At 61.6% G+C, this 15,449-nt stretch carries 13 protein-coding genes; 2 read left to right on the forward strand and 11 right to left on the reverse strand.

What is annotated here, in order from left to right:
* Positions 1-14 precede the first annotated feature (14 nt).
* Positions 15-1,943, forward strand: a complete 1,929-nt coding sequence (locus ACO06R_RS12920; protein ID WP_421850462.1) for an ankyrin repeat domain-containing protein — start codon at positions 15-17, stop codon at positions 1,941-1,943.
* A gap of 4 nt (positions 1,944-1,947) precedes the next feature.
* Here ACO06R_RS12920 and ACO06R_RS12925 read toward each other — a convergent pair whose 3' ends face one another.
* From ACO06R_RS12925 to ACO06R_RS12975, 11 genes are all read right to left on the reverse strand, one after another.
* Positions 1,948-3,771 (reverse strand): hydantoinase B/oxoprolinase family protein, encoded by a 1,824-nt coding sequence (locus ACO06R_RS12925; protein WP_421850465.1) that lies wholly within the window; start codon positions 3,769-3,771, stop codon positions 1,948-1,950.
* Entirely contained in the window at positions 3,764-5,839 is a 2,076-nt protein-coding gene (locus ACO06R_RS12930) for a hydantoinase/oxoprolinase family protein (protein WP_421850468.1), read from the reverse strand. The genes ACO06R_RS12925 and ACO06R_RS12930 overlap by 8 nt, the downstream gene beginning before the upstream one ends.
* Before the next feature lie 120 nt (positions 5,840-5,959).
* Entirely contained in the window at positions 5,960-6,544 is a 585-nt protein-coding gene (locus ACO06R_RS12935; protein ID WP_421850471.1) for an amino acid synthesis family protein, read from the reverse strand.
* Positions 6,545-6,572: 28 nt separating this feature from the next.
* Positions 6,573-7,088 (reverse strand): MarR family winged helix-turn-helix transcriptional regulator, encoded by a 516-nt coding sequence (locus ACO06R_RS12940; protein WP_421850474.1) that lies wholly within the window; start codon positions 7,086-7,088, stop codon positions 6,573-6,575.
* Entirely contained in the window at positions 7,085-7,753 is a 669-nt protein-coding gene (locus ACO06R_RS12945; protein ID WP_421850477.1) for a cysteine hydrolase family protein, read from the reverse strand. Before ACO06R_RS12945 ends, ACO06R_RS12940 begins: the two co-directional genes overlap by 4 nt.
* A gap of 34 nt (positions 7,754-7,787) precedes the next feature.
* Positions 7,788-8,717, reverse strand: a complete 930-nt coding sequence (locus ACO06R_RS12950; RefSeq protein ID WP_421850480.1) for a nucleoside hydrolase — start codon at positions 8,715-8,717, stop codon at positions 7,788-7,790.
* A 9-nt stretch (positions 8,718-8,726) separates the two neighbouring features.
* The gene (locus ACO06R_RS12955; RefSeq protein ID WP_421850483.1) at positions 8,727-9,743 is read right to left on the reverse strand and encodes a nucleoside hydrolase; all 1,017 of its coding nucleotides are present in this window, start codon (positions 9,741-9,743) and stop codon (positions 8,727-8,729) included.
* Positions 9,740-10,696 carry an ABC transporter permease gene (locus tag ACO06R_RS12960; protein WP_421850485.1) on the reverse strand — a complete coding sequence of 319 codons (957 nt, stop codon included), beginning with the start codon at positions 10,694-10,696 and terminating at the stop codon, positions 9,740-9,742. Before ACO06R_RS12960 ends, ACO06R_RS12955 begins: the two co-directional genes overlap by 4 nt.
* Positions 10,684-11,778, reverse strand: coding sequence for an ABC transporter permease (locus ACO06R_RS12965; RefSeq protein WP_421850488.1), 1,095 nt, complete (start codon positions 11,776-11,778; stop codon positions 10,684-10,686). Before ACO06R_RS12965 ends, ACO06R_RS12960 begins: the two co-directional genes overlap by 13 nt.
* Positions 11,775-13,310 (reverse strand): ABC transporter ATP-binding protein, encoded by a 1,536-nt coding sequence (locus ACO06R_RS12970; RefSeq protein ID WP_421850491.1) that lies wholly within the window; start codon positions 13,308-13,310, stop codon positions 11,775-11,777. Before ACO06R_RS12970 ends, ACO06R_RS12965 begins: the two co-directional genes overlap by 4 nt.
* An 89-nt stretch (positions 13,311-13,399) precedes the next feature.
* Positions 13,400-14,407 (reverse strand): BMP family lipoprotein, encoded by a 1,008-nt coding sequence (locus tag ACO06R_RS12975; protein ID WP_421850495.1) that lies wholly within the window; start codon positions 14,405-14,407, stop codon positions 13,400-13,402.
* A gap of 199 nt (positions 14,408-14,606) precedes the next feature.
* On the opposite strand from ACO06R_RS12975, the gene ACO06R_RS12980 reads away from it, so the two are divergent.
* A complete protein-coding gene (locus ACO06R_RS12980; protein ID WP_421850499.1) occupies positions 14,607-15,440 on the forward strand; it encodes an NAD-dependent epimerase/dehydratase family protein in 834 nt (277 codons plus the stop codon).
* Positions 15,441-15,449 lie beyond the last annotated feature (9 nt).

Raw genomic sequence — 15,449 nt, forward strand, 5'->3', positions numbered from 1 at the left:
AGATCGTTAAGCTCATGGCCGCCATCTTCCTCGGCGTCTCCTGCCTCCTGTCTGTCGCGCCCGCGAGCGCCCAGGACCCGCGTTCGCTGTCGCCGCAGGCGCTCGCCGAGTTGCTAGAGACGACAACGCCGCGCGGCGGTCTCAAGCTCATCCGACCGGAAAAGGCACTGGGCCTGCTTTACCTGCTTATCGACCTCGACCGTCCTGATCTCCTGGAGAGGGCCGTGCGTGGCGGCGTCGACCCGGATGTCCGGGTACCGGACACCGCCCCTGCCCTGCATTACGCGGTCTCGCTTGGCGCGACACGGATGGTCCGGGCGCTGCTTGCGGCCGGCGCCGATCCCGATACCGCGTTCGACGGCATACGCACGGCAGATCTCGCCCGCCTGCGGGGCGACCCGGAGATGCTGACGCTGTTCCGCCTGCCTGCGTCGGACATCGAGATGGCCATTCTCCTGGAAGCAATGCGCAGCGATGACCTGCAGTTGCTCGCCCGTACGGCGCGCGGCGGCATGGATCTCAACGTGACAGGCCCTGACGGCAACACGCCGCTGCTTCTGGCCGTCGCCGAAGGCAGCGTCGCCGCCGTCCGGTTGCTCCTGGAACTCGGGGCCCATCCCGGCGTGTCTTCGGCCGATGATGTGCCGCCCGTGGTTGTCGCGGTGATGCTGAACCGCGCGGATGTGCTGCGCGTCCTGTTGGAAAACGATGCTGACCTCCCCGAGATGCATGAGGGCGTGCCGCTTTTGTCTCTGGCCGCCTTCAGCGGCGGCGAGACCATCGACGCGTTGATCGCCGCCGGAATTGACCCCGGCATCGCCGATACCGACGGCATCAAACCTGGCGATGTCGCCCGAGCCGTCGGCCTGATCGCCGTGGCGGAAAAGCTGGAGGAAGCCGCGCGTGGGCCTGCTGACATCGACCTGCGCGCCGCAATCCGCGCCGGCGACAAGGCGGCGCTTGAGGCAGCGGGCAGCGCCGGTGTCGATTTCGACCAGGTCAACAGCGCCGGCGTGCCGCTGCTTCTGGAAGCGGCGGGCACCGCACCAGACGGCGCGACCCTCGCCGCCATTGCTCGCGGAGCCGACAATCCGCTGGCCACCGACCAAAACGGCGAAACCGCACTCGACGTGATTCTCGGGCGGCGGAAGGGCGATGCGCCTGACCCTGCGATCCCGGACATGCTCTACGGGCTGTCGCTCGCCATCAGCGCCGCCGAGCTTCGTTCGATGCTTACGCTTGAGGGCCGCGACGGTGTTTCCGGTCTGGGCAAGATCGCCCTTTTCGTTCCCGTCGGCCAAGAGGCTCGCCGCGATTATCGAGCGTTCGCGGCCGCCGGCAGACGACTGGCAAACCAGGTCGACTCGACGGGCCGTACGCCGCTGCAAGCCGCCGTCATCGCCGACAATGCAGACTTCATTGCCGCTATGGGTGAACACGTCTCGACCGGTGTGGAAGGCCCACCGACACTGCAAGACCTCGCGCGCGCCAACAAGAGCTGGCAGGCCTTCGCGGCACTGCCGACCGACCGGCGCATCCCGGAAGAGTTTCGCCATGGCCTGTACAACAACGGGCGGCTGCGATTGCAGCGCATGCTGAACGACACGGGCTATTACTCCGGCACGGTCGACGGCAAGTTCGGCCCCGCGTCGCGGGCGGCTCTCGACCGGATGATCCGCGACCAGATCGCCGACATGCGCGCCATGAACAAAGCCGGTGTCATCGCCTTCTCCGCCAATGTCCTGAGGCACCAATCCCACAGGCACTGGTGCACCTGGACATTTGTAGACTACGGAGAAACGTCCCGGTATCAGGACTATCTCGGCTGTGTTGTCGGCAGCGCAGAATTCCCCGGCAAGGGAATCGGCGTGCTGCGCAAGAACGGCTCGGTTGTCGAGACCTTCATAACCACAGGTGGCTGGAAAGACCGGCTCCCGCTTTAGACGACTATCTTCCCCGCGGTTGCGCGAAGTTGAAGGAAACCGGTTTCGGCTCGGAGATTGTGACACGGGTGTTGAGCTTGGCGATCTGACTGTCGCGCAGCATCTGGGTCTCGCGCGTATCGACGCGCAAATCCGCAGTTATCACGACACCGAACAAGTCGCTCGCCTCGGCACGGGTATAGTACTCCATCCGGACATCGCGAAGCACGGCTTGGGGATCGCGCGCATAGGCCGGCCCGAAACCACCACCGCCAGGTGTGCCGACCCGCACCGTATCGCCCGGCGCCAGCGGGATATCCTGCTCCTTGGTGATATGTTCGGGGCGATGTTCCACGCCATCGCGGACCACGAGAATCTCGCCCGGCATGCCGTCTTCACCACCGCGTGCGCCTTGCGGGCCAAAGCGTCCATGGTCCATGACAAAGGAGGCGACCGCATTTCCGCGCAACAGTTCGACTTCGTAGTTGATGCCGAATCCGCCCCGCTGGCTTCCCGCACCGCCCGACGCTTCTCTCAGTGAGTATTCCCGGAAAAACACCGGGAACACCTGCTCGGTGATCTCCACCGGCGGGCTCTTTGAGATGCCGATGGTCGAGCAGCCATTTGTCAAGCCGTCACCGCCGGCATAACCGCCATAGCCACCGCCAGAGATGTGGTACATCACATAATCCCGGCCCATCGCCGGATCGCTCCCGCCAAGTGCGAAATTGCCGCTGGAGCCAGCCGGTGCCGCGGTGACCCTGTCGGGTAGTGCCTTCACCAACGCCGAGAACACGGCCTCTGCGATGCGTTGGGAAACCTCCGCCGCGCATCCCGACACCGGGCGCGGATACTCCGCATGCAGGAATGTTCCCGCCGGATCGATGATGGTGATCGGATCGAACGCGCCGGCGCTGAGCGGCACGTCCGGAAAGATATGGCGCATCGCCAGGTAGACCGACGAATGTGTTGTCGCCAGTACACAGTTCATCGGCCCCTTGCATGGCGGGCTGGAGCCGGCGAAATCGAAAATCAGGCGATTGTCGATTGTCTTCATCACCGAGAGCGCGATCTTAAGCGGCTTGTTGATCACGCCATCGGAATCGATGAACGCTTCGCCATGATATGTATCGGTGCCGATCTGCGCGATGCAGGCGCGCATTTGATCTGCCGAGCGCACCCGCAACTCGTCGATTGCCGCCTTGACGGTTTCGTCGCCATGCCGGTCCAGGAGTTCGGTCAGCCGCTCGCGACCGACCTCCAACGCGGCGGTTTGCGCGCGGATATCGCCAATACGCTGCTCCGCGACCCTGATGTTGGAGGTGATGATGCTGAAGATCTCTTCATCCATCTTGCCGCGCTTGAACAGCTTGACGGGCGGCAGCCGCAGGCCTTCCTGCTCAACCGAGGTCGCAGACGCCGAAAACCCGCCAGGAACCGCGCCGCCTATATCCGGCCAATGGCCGATGTTCGACAACCAGCAGTAGATTTCGCCATTGCGGTAATACGGCATCGCAAAGCGCACATCCATCAGATGTGTTCCGCCCAAATAGGGATCGTTGACGACATAGATGTCGCCCTCGTCCGGCGGCCCGCATTTCCCGTCGCGGATGAACTCGATGATCGTGCGCGTGGATGCTTGCATCGTGCCCACGAACACCGGTAACCCGCCCAACCCCTGGGCAATCAGCGAACCGTCTTCCGCCGAGTAGATACCGTCGGAGCGATCGTCGGCTTCCGCGATGATCGGCGAAAACGCCGCCCGCGAAAAAGTCGTATCCATCTCATCGCAGACCTGCTGCAGACCCGACTGGATCACAGTCAGTGTGATGGGATCCAGCCTAGGCATGTCTACCCCCCAAGACTTCGATAATGATGTTGCCGTCATCATCGCCCTCGGCAACGCTGTCGGGCGCGAGAACGGTCGTCGCATCGAACTGCGCCAGAATTGCCTGCCCTTCGATGCGCGCCCGCAACGGCAAGCGCTCCCTTTCATAGACCGGCGTGTCGAACCACTCGCCGTCAAACCAGACATCGCGCCGGCCGATCAGCGCCTCTTCCGCAGTCCCGTGCCGCTTCGCCTGTGTAATCAGTTCCTCGAGCGGCGCGGTCTCGCGGACACCGACGACGGACGAATTCACATTCACGATCATCGCCCGAACCTCCGGGAGCCGAACCCGGAAACGTCGGTAATATGCTTCTTCGAATGCGATCTGGATGGATTGAAGGTTGTCGATCTTTCCATCGACCGGCACCCGGATGAGGTGCGTTTGCCCGGCGAACTGCATGTCGAGGCTGTGCTCGATGCGGATTTCGACCGGCTTGATCGTCTCGTCGTCGAGCGCTGCAACACCCGCCGCAACCTGGCTGGCGAGAACCTCGTTCAGACGCGTCAGATCGACATCGTGAACAAGTGCATTCAGCGTGTTGACATAGTCGTGCTGGAGATCGGCGACCATGCAACCAATGGCATTGGTGATTCCTGGACGAGCCGGCACCATGACGCGCGGAATTCCGAGTTCCCTGGCAAGGTCGACAGCATGCAGCGGTCCGGCGCCACCAAAGGCAAAGAGCGCCAAATCGCGCGGATCGTGCCCCTTGGCGATAGACACCATTCTGATCGCGCCCGCCATTTTCAGATTGGCGATTTTGAGAACCGCGCCAGCAGCCTCCGTGGCCGATACACCCAGTTGTTCGCCAAGGCTTTCCTGGAATGCGCTGGATATCCGATCCCTGTCGACCGAATTGTCGACGGCCAGCAGCCGTTCGGGATCGAGCCGCCCCAGCAGCAGGTTCGCATCGGTAATCGTTGGTGCGCTTCCACCGCGTCCAAAACAGATCGGGCCCGGCATGGACCCGGCGCTCTGTGGACCGACATCGAGCAACCCCGCAGCGTTGACCCGCGCCAGGGAGCCGCCACCGGCGCCAATCGTGTGAACATCCACCATCGGGACATGGATCGGGATCGCATACTCGACTTCGGTCTCGTTGGAGACAGTAGGCCGCCCGCCGCGCACCAGCGCAACATCGGTCGATGTGCCGCCCATGTCGTAGGTGATCAGATCCGATATTCCCGCGCGCTCCGCGATCCGCGCTGCCGCAATCACCCCGGAGGCAGGGCCCGACATGACCGTCTTGACCGCCTCACGAACAACGAGAGCCGATGATGTCGTGCCACCATTGCCGTTCATCATCAGAAAATCGCGGCGGTAGCCCTTGGTCAGCAGGCTGTCGCGCAGCTTGTCGACATAACGTTGCAGCACCGGTTGGACCGATGCGTTCACGGCCGCCGTCACACCGCGCTCGAACTCGCGCGCCTCCGAAAGGAGCGAATGGCCTGTCGTAACGAAGCCGTTCGGCCACATCTTCAGGGCGATCTCGGCCGCGCGGCGCTCGTGCTCCGGGTTCTTGTAAGCGTGTAAAAAATGAATAACCAGGGCGTCGCAGCCGGCTTCTATCAGTTCATTGACGGCTTCCCTGAACTCGTCCTCGTCCAAAGGTTCGCGAACGGCTCCCGTTGCTTCGATGCGCTCTGTAACCTCCAGCCGTAGATCGCGGGGCACGACCGGCACGTAGGTCCCGAATAGACCGTAAGGGTTAGGCCTCGTGCGCCGTCCGAGTTCGATGATGTCGCGGAACCCCCTCGTCGTTATCAGGCCCGCCTTTGCAAGCCGCCGCTCCAGAAGCGCGTTCGTTGTCGTCGTGGTGCCGTGAATAATGAGATCGATATCGGCTACCCCGTGTTCCGTATGCTCGATTGCGCTCATCACAGCGCGTGACTGGTCGTCCGGCGTCGTCGGGACTTTCGATACGCAGACAGCACCAGCCTCTGAATCGAGCACGACGAGGTCGGTGAACGTCCCGCCGACGTCGACCCCCGCAATCACCCCGCCCGATTTTTCCGGAATCTTGATCATGGTTCCGTTCGATCGTCTCACTTGCTTCGAAACGCATGCCCTTTACGCCACAGCGGATCGAAATTTATTTGTATACGAACTAGTTTCTCAAACAGTACTAGTGACCATGGGCTGACGCCATCAGCGCAAGCCGTCGCGCGCCTTGATGCCGGATGCCTCCAGGCCACCCATTCTGGCATGAATGCGCGGGCCGCTTGCCATCACCAGGCAAAGAACCATCTCGTCCGGACGCGGACCGTCCGGGACGCACAGCTCCATGGCGTCGAAATGACTGCGCACATAAGCTGCGTTGATATGGCCGATCGGAATGTCGATCCGCGAACCGAAGCCGCCCACTTTTTTCGCCGACGGCACGATTGCCAGCGCCTCCCCGAGCCGTTCTCGCATCGCGTATCCGCCCGGAACGTGCCAAAGCGCGCCATGTTCGAGTTCGCCGGCGGTGCCGACGATCACACCCTTTCCGTAGGAATCGATCATCTCTGCATCGTCGCCAAACGCGTCGATGAGCTTCTCTGTCATCAACTGGCCCAACGGCTTCAGATCGTCCATTGCGCCCTGTAAATCCTCGACGTAGCGGCCGGCAAAGGGATTTCCGACCACCGCCATTGCCGCCGCCCTGTGTCTCGGCCGCTCTGGCGCAGTCCCGCCATCATGATGGATGGCCTCCGATATGACCGCGATCTTGCGTATTGGAAAATCTGGCATTCCGCCCCCTCCGCATGCGCACTCTACTTTATCGCGCGACTTTCTTAAGTAGTTCTATGAAGCGTTTACGTTCACGCTGGTTGAGCGGCGCCAGAAGCTCATCGCTGACACCGCGCGAAATTGGCACGACATCAAGCGTGAAACCGATTCCCTTGTCCGTGAGCCGGATCAGATTGACCCGCTGGTCGCTCGGCGAAACCACCCGTTCGGTCAAATCCAACGCTTCGAGACGCCGCAGCATCGTACTCAGCGTAGCGGTATCGATAGCCGTGATCCTGCCAAGCTGGTTCTGCGGCAGATCTCCGTGCCGCAACAAGGTCGCAAGCACCGCAACCTGCGTCGGTGTAATGCCGTAGCCCTCGAACGCCTTCTGGAAAAGCGCGGTCCCGCGTTGATGGGCGAGACGGATCAGATAGGCATTGTGTTCTTCCAGAAGGAAGCCGCTTTCGGCCAACCGCTTTTCGATCTCGGCGCGCGTAGGGCGCCGCCCTCCATCCAGGGTTTGGTCTTCGGCATGGGCCGTGTTTCCCGCGTGATACGTCATTGTGCTGCCACCCCCGAAGCCATGTCGTCTTCAAACACGAGGTTCTGAATCGCATCCCCGGTCGACAACGCCCGTGCTACCGAGCCACTGTCGGAGACCGTCCCGAAATGCGTCGCAATGTCGTACAACGTCGAAACGTGTTCGCGAGGCCCGGTCGCCGCACAGGCATCGTGCGGGACCACCACATCGTAGCCCTGGAAGAAGGCGTCATGGACGGTCGACCGGACACAGATGTTGGTCACGACTCCGAACACAACCAGCTGCGAGATCATCATGTCTTTGAGCACCAGATCCAGGTCAGTCTGAAAGAAGGCGGAGTAGCGATGCTTGATCACGCGGATGTCGCCGTCCTGCGGTTCGAGATCATCGATGATTTCGGTCGCCCAGGTGTTCTCTACGCAGTGTGGCGTACGTTTCAGCCACTCCCGGTCTCGCCGCATGTCGCGCCTGTGAGAGTCGACGACAAAGATCACAGGCACATCGTTCTTGCGGGCGGCGGCGATCAGTTCCTTCTGCTGCGGCATGAGTGTTTCATAACCCGGAAGCACCATCTTCCCGCCGGGCTTGCAAAACTCGTTGATCATGTCGACGACCACAACGGCCGTCCGCGAAGCATCGAGAACAGTGGAGCCTTCGTGCCGATGCGCGGAAAACACATCTTTCATCTCTCTATACTCCGTGCCTTGGGAGAAGCATCGTTCACATCTCCAGCGATTTGTAGAACATGCTGAAGAACTTCTCCGAATCCACTTGCGAAGCAACTTTCGCGTTTGTCGCCAAGCCCCTCAATCCCCAGAAATCGGCAACTGTCGCACCGAATGTGTGCGTGCCGGTTCGGTCGATCTCCACATGCGCCTCGCGCGTCTCGATGATTTCGGGATCGATGACGGCGGCGAGTACCAGCGGGTCGTGCAATGCGCCGCCGATGCCCATCTGGCCGCGATGCAGCTTCTCGTAGAACTTGAGCCAGTCCTCCACCACACGCGCCAGCGGCGTGTTGATTCCGGCGATTGCCTCGTATTGCGGCTCCTCGACGACCACCCGCATCGTCACGTCCAGGCCAACCATGGTGATGTCCATGCCGCTGGTCAGGACGATTTCGGCGGCCTCGGGGTCGCAGAATATGTTGAACTCCGTCGGGGTGATGTACTCGTCGCGTCGGTAACACGCGCCGCCCATCAGCACGACCTTCTCAATTCTGTTCAACAGCTCCGGATACTTCAGCACGAACATGCCGACATTGGTCAGCGGGCCGGTTGGCGCCAACACCACCGGTTCCTCGGCCTCGCGCAGCACGGCCGCCAGGAAATCGACGGCATGCATGTCGACCGGCTTGATTGTCGGTTGCGGCAGATAAGGCGACCCGTCGAGCCCGCTCGGCCCGTCGGCAGTGCCCAACACCAGCGGCCGGGCGATTGGAGACACGCAACCCGCCGCGATCGGCACGTCGGTCGCGCCGATCAGTTCCATGATCCGCAACGCATTCGCGGTCGTCTTCGCCAACGGCGCGTTGCCGCAAACCGTGGTGACTGCCAGCAGTTCCACCTCAGGCAGCTTGTGCGCCATCAGCAGCGCGATGGCGTCGTCGTGCCCCGGATCGCAATCGAGAATGACCTTGGTTGGTTTCACTTCACTCTCCTAGGTCAGCCTGCCGATGGACGCCTTGAACAACTCAAGGAACGACCGCCCGTCGAGCCCCTGACAAATTCGCGACGTCGCGGGCCCTTCGAATTCGAGGATCTGGCGGCCGGTAAAAGCCACCGTCTGGCCGCGCACCAGCCTTTCGCTGAGCGCGACGTCGACAAAGCGCGGTTTGCTCATTTCGAAGAACTCGGGATGGGTGACCGCGGCAACGGCGATCGCATCGTCGAGCGGAAACCCGACAAGCGAAAAGAACTCTCGCCAGATGTCGATATAGATCGGGAATTCCTGGCAGATATGGCGCACGACCTTGCTTTCGGGATGGGCGGCCGCGAGATCGGCCAGATCGTCGCGTGTCAGCATCGAAGCGGCGACGCGGTTGTCCTCGCAGACGTCAAGCGGCACCAGCACCACTGGCGCGCCGGATCGCAGCACCACGCGGGCCGCCTCGGGGTCCGCCCAGATATTGTATTCGGAAACCGGCGTGATGTTGCCGGGTGTCGTGAAGCACCCGCCCAGCACGACGATCTGCCGGACGAGGTCGACCAGATCGGGTGCCAAATTAAGCGCCATCGCGATGTTTGTCTGCGGGCCGGTTGCAACGATCGAAACCTCGCCCGGATTGGCACGGACCGTGTCTATGATGAAGTCCGTGGCATGTTTGTCCATCGGCGGGCGCACGGGCTGCGGCGCAGGCGGGTTGAATTTCTCCAATCGCTTGCCGAAGCGATCGCGAAGCGTCTTCTCGAAATTTACCGGTGCGTCCATGTCCGCGGCCGAGTTGCCGACAAACGGACGGTAGGCGCCCGCGGCGACGGGCAGATCGTCCCGGCCGGCCAGACTGGCAGTGTTGAGCACGACATTCGTGACCTGATCGATCGAGCCCGCGGCGCCGGCCACGCCCGTCACGCCCAACAGGTCGATGTCGTCGCACCCAAGCGCAAAGAGGATGGCGAGAATGTCGTCGCCTGCGGAATCGACATCCAGGATGATTTTCTGCTTCTTGCGCGTCATGTTTGCTTGCGCCCGATGAGTTGTAGAGTTTCTAGGGTTTCCCGGAAGGTCTTGGGACGCAGCCGGTAGGTCAGCGCGAACAGCGCGCCGAGCGTCACCAGATAGGGCACAGTCAGTACGATATAGGACGACGCCAGTCCCAATGTCTGCAGCCGCAGCGACAGCGCGTCGGCGAAACCGAACAGCAGACAACCAAACAACACCCGAACTGGATCGCCGGCCGAGAAAATCAGCACCGCCACGGCCATGAAACCGCGTCCAGACGACATGTTCTCGGCAAACATTGTGATATAGCCGAGCGACAGATGCGCTCCGGCGAGCCCGGCCAGAACACCGCAGCACGCAGATGCTATGTGCTGCATTTTCGCGTTGTTGATGCCGAGCGACTCGGCTGCGGCCGGCTTCTCCCCCGTTACCCGGATGTAAAGACCGATCCGCGTCCGGTAGATCACCAACCAGACGACGAATACCAGGAGTAATGACAGGTAGATCAGAGGCGTGAAGCTGGCGAGTGCCTTGCCGAGCGATCCCATGTCGCCAATGAACGGAATGTCCAGACGCGGCAGACCGACGATGTCGCCGCTGACGATAGAACCGCGCGTGCCGAAGAAGGCCTTGGTCAACGTGATCGTCAAGCCGCCAGCGAGAATATTTAGCGCCAGCCCGACAACGACCTCGTTTGCCCGGAGCGTCACCACGAATAGCGAGAACACCAGCGCCGCCGACACCGACGCACCGACGCCGATTGCCACTCCGCCCCAAGCCGACTGGGTCCAGATCGACCCCATGACGGCAAAGAAGGCACCGAGCAGCATCTGCCCCTCCAGGCCGATATTGAAGATCCCCGCTTTCGTCGTGAAGGCACCGCCCAGCGCCACCAGCAGGATCGGCGTCGTCATCCGCAGGGTCGCTGCGATCAGCGAAACGTTGAAGATGGTGTCTAGAACTTCCATCGACGCTCTCCCTGGCTGCTGTCGCGCCGGCGGCGGATCAGGATTTGCGCCGATACGCAAAGGATGATGAACGCCTGGAAGACGGTGATCACTTCGCGCGAGGCATTGGTCTCGACCTCCATCAAAAGCGAGCCGGCACGCAACGATCCGAAAAACAGCGCGGTGGCAATCACCCCGATCGGGCTGCCATTGGCCAGTAGTGCGGCGATTACGCCGTCGAACCCGAAGCCTGGAGCAAAGCCTTCCATGAAACGGTGGTGGACACCGAGGGTCTCCACGCCGCCGGCGAGCCCACCGATTGCGCCTGAGCACAGCAAGATAAGCAGGATGTTGCGCCGAACCGGCACGCCGCCATATTCCGCGAATTTAATGTTGGACCCCATCGAGTTCATGCCGTAGCCGGCCGCGGTGCGCGACAGGAACAGATGCAGGCCGACCGCAAGCATGACGCCGATGAACAGGCCCGCGTTCAGGCGCGAGAACTCGAACAGCTGCGGCAAGTGCGCCGTCTCCGCAATCGGCTCGGTCTCCGACCAGCCGCCCGGCCGCTTGAAGACGTCAATCGTCAGATACGAGGTAAGCAGGATCGCCACATAATTGGAGAGAATGGTCGAAACGACCTCATTGGTTCCGAAGCGGGCCCTGAAGATAGCCGGCAGCAGGATCCACAGTCCACCGGCTGCGAACGCTGCAGCGAGCGCCACGAGCATGTGGATACCCACCGGCATGGCAAACTGGAATCCGACCCACGCGGCTGCGAAACCGCCCATGTAGAGCTGCCCCTCGATGCCGATGTTGAACAGCCCGCCACGGAACGCGATGCAGGCGGCAACCCCGCTGATGATGATCGGCGTAGCCTGAAGCAACGACCCGGCGATGCGTTCGCTGCTGCCAAAGGCCCCTCGAAGCAGCGTCGTGAAGACAAGGATCGGATCTTCGCCGACGAGCATGATGATGATGCCGCCGCCGACGATGGAGATCGCGACCGCGAGCAATTGACCGAACAGCGACTCCAGCCATTCCGGCATGCGCGCGGTCTTTCGTTCGGCCGGGCTCCGGCTCTCCCCGACGTCGGCGCTCACGCCGCCTTCTCCCCGCCGATGCTTCCACCCGCCATGAGCGTTCCGATCTCCTCTTCCGTGGTGTTCTCAGGGTCGACCTCACCTGAAATCTGACCGGCAAACATGACCAGCACCCGATCCGCCAGTGCCAGGATTTCATCGATCTGCACAGAGATCAGCAGGATCGCACTTCCGGAATTGCGGCTGCGTATGATTTCGTCGTGGATGCGCTCCATGGCTCCGATGTCGATTCCGCGCGTCGGCTGATCGATCAGCAACAGTGGCGCATGCCTGGAAAACTCGCGTGCGACGACGACCTTCTGCATGTTGCCCCCGGACAGCGTCTTGACGACCGCGTTCTCGTCGGAGGCGCGTATGTCGAAGCGTTCGATGAGATTTCTCGCCAGTTGTCGGACGCGCGACCAATTGATGATGCCGAACTTGGACCATGGCTCGGTGTGCTGCCGGGCCATCAGAACGTTGGAGCTGATGTCGGAAGCCGCGTCGACGCCGTGAACCAGCCGGTTGGCCGGCACATGCGCAAGCCCTGCCTGGCGCATTGCCCCAGGGTCGTGATGCCCGACTTCGACGCCATTCAGCACGATGTGTCCGTAACTTGGCGCTCGCAGGCCGGAAACGACTTCTGCCAATTGCGTCTGTCCGTTGCCGTCGACCCCGACGATCCCGACGATTTCGCCGGACTTCACCTCAAGATCGATGTCGCGGAGCGCCGGAAGACCCCTGTCGTCGCGCGCATAGATCTCCCGTAGTTCCAGCACGGTCTCGCCGGAAGTCTGCGCGCGCTTGCGCCTGTCGAAATTCACGTTGCGCCCAACCATCATGCGGACGAGCGCCTCTTCATCCAATTCACGTGTCGGCCTGGTGCCGACAACCTCACCGTCCCGCAACACCGTGACGGTGTCGGACACCTCCAGCACCTCAGACAGATGATGCGAGATAAAGATCACCGTCATGCCTGTATCGGCAAAGCGCCGGATGATGCGGAACAGGTCACGACTTTCCTGTGGCGTCAGCACCGCAGTCGGTTCGTCGAGGATGACTACATTGGCGCCGCGCGCCAGGACCTTCAAAATCTCCACGCGTTGTTCGGCGCCGACCGACAGCTGGTGGATCGGGCGATCGGGATCGATCTGCAAACCGAATTCCTCGGAAAGCGCGCGCGCCTTTTCGGATTGCGCCTTCAGGTCGATCAGTCCCAGATTGGTCATTTCCATGCCAAGAAAAATGTTTTCAGCCACCGTTAGCGACGGCACGAGCTTAAAATGCTGGTGTACCATTCCGAGGCCGAGACCGATCGCCGTGCGTGGCGTTTCCATCACCACCGGTGTCCCGCCGATTTTGATCGCCCCCTCGTCCGGCTGCATCAGGCCAAACAGGATATTCATTAGCGTGGTCTTGCCAGCACCGTTTTCGCCAACGATTGCGTGAATCTCGCCGCTCTTTGCGCCAAAACTCACATCCTTGTTGGCGGTGACCGGGCCGAAGCGCTTGGTCACGCCGACCATTTCAACGGCAAAAGCCATAGCAGACATGCACCGAAATTCGTTTCCCGCGAGTTGCGGACATTAGATCGATGGGCGAACCACCGCAGTGTTCGCCCATCGACCACCCCCTGCTGTTCTTATCTGTTCAGCGTTACCGCGATCGTTCCATCAGCGATCCCGGCGCGGACGCTTTCAACGCCGTCCAGCACTTCCGCAGGTATCTTGTCGGCGACCTCGTCGCAGATCTTCAGCTCGATACCGCCGCTGGCGACACCGTAGGAGACGGGACCGGCCGTGACAGGCGCAGAGCCGTCGACTTCGCCCTTGATCATGTCAAAGACAGCAATGTCCGCGCGTTTCATCATCGAAGCCAGGATGTGACCCGGGGCGGTGCCGCATTGGTCGATGTCGACGCCCACGGCATACTTGTCTGCAACCTTGGCGGCTTGTAGAACGCCTTCGCCGGTCGGGCCGGCAGCCTGATAGATGACATCAACGCCCTGGCCGTAGAGCGTCATGGCGAGTTCGCTGCCCTTCGCCGGATCGTCGAAGGTGCCGGAGAACACGCCGGCAACAGACACGCCCTCGGAGTTCTCGCCGACGCCCTGTTCGTAACCCATCAGGAAGTTGCGGATGACCGGAATATCGCGGCCGCCGATGAAGCCGACTTCGCTGCCGGAATCGAAGCCTTCAACCCCCTTCTCGGTCAACATGCTGGTCAGCGTGCCGACAAGGTAGGAACCCTCTTCCTCAACGAAGTCCACATAGGTCATCGTCTCGCTTTCGAGGATGCCGTCGATGAAGATGAAGCGCTGGTCCGGATAGGCCGCATTGGATTTCTGCAGCGCGTCGACCAGTTCCCACCCCATCACGAAGACGAGATCGTACTCGCCAGCCTTGGCAATGTTGTTGAACTGCTCTTCATAATCGAGGGCGCGATTGCCGGTATCGATGACCTTGATTTCGACACCCAGGTCGCTCTCGGCCTTCTTCAAGCCATTGACAATCGAGATACCGAAGCCCTGCGAAAAGTAGCCGGAGATTGCGGCGACCTTGAGCTTCTCGGCGGACGCCAGCGAAGTGGACGCTGCGAGCGCCCCGGCCACGGCTGCCCCGGTGGCCAGTTTCTTCATCATTCCCTTCATTCGTATTCTCCCATTCCCGATGCGACGCTTCCCCTGGTAGCGGCACCGCGTCTACGCCCTTGACGAGCAATTTGGTTCGTGTACGAATTAAAGTTGGACGCACTTTTTCCCTTAAGTCAAGAGTGGGTCCGGTACAAATTCGGTTCGCGGGCGAAGTTTTTTAAGTCCGGATTTCCTGAATCTCGAACGGAGGTTGAGAATGGTTCGGCACGCCGTGGTCACAGGTGCGGCCGGTTTGCTTGGCAGGCATATTGCGACCGCATTCCGCGACGCCGGCTACAGGGTTACGGCGCTCGACCGTGACGTAGGTTCCCCCGACATGGTGCGCGCCGACCTTACGGAACTCCATGCGGCGATTGATTCGATTCCGGGTGCCGATATCATTGTCCATACGGCCGCCATCCCCCGCCCCGTCGGCTACGACGGACAGGTGGTGTTCGGGACCAACATGGCACTGATGTACAATGTGCTGGCCGCCGCCGAGGAAGCCCGCATACCCAAACTTCTCTACGCTTCGTCCTTTAGTACCCTCGGACTGCCATTCGCGCCGGCGCCGGTCGAAGTTCTGCATTTTCCTATCGGTGAAGAACACCCGACAGCGCCGCAGGACGTTTACGCGGTGACCAAGTTGCTCGGTGAGGAAATGGTGGATGCGTGGCACCGCCGGACCGGTCGGCCCGCCGCCAGCATTCGGATGCCATGGATCCAGACGCCCGAAAGCTTCACGCACGAAGTGGTGCCGCGCCGCGATACTCCGGGCGCCAGACTCGACCTGTGGGCTTATGTCGACGGACGCGATGCCGCCGCCGCATTCCTTGCGGCCGCCGAGGCCAGCTTCACCGGCCATGAACGCTATTTCATCTCGGCTGCCGACACCTATAGCACCGTGGAGACCGACACCCTGCTGCGGCAGTTCTATCCCGATGCTGAACGCCGCAGCGCCCTGCCCGGCCACTCAGCCCTTCTTTCAAATGACAAGGCACACGCGCTGACCGGCTACACGCCCCGGCACAGCTGGCGGGATTATCGCTGACATCAAGGA

Source organism: Oricola sp. (genome assembly GCF_965230365.1).
Lineage (GTDB): Bacteria > Pseudomonadota > Alphaproteobacteria > Rhizobiales > Rhizobiaceae > Oricola.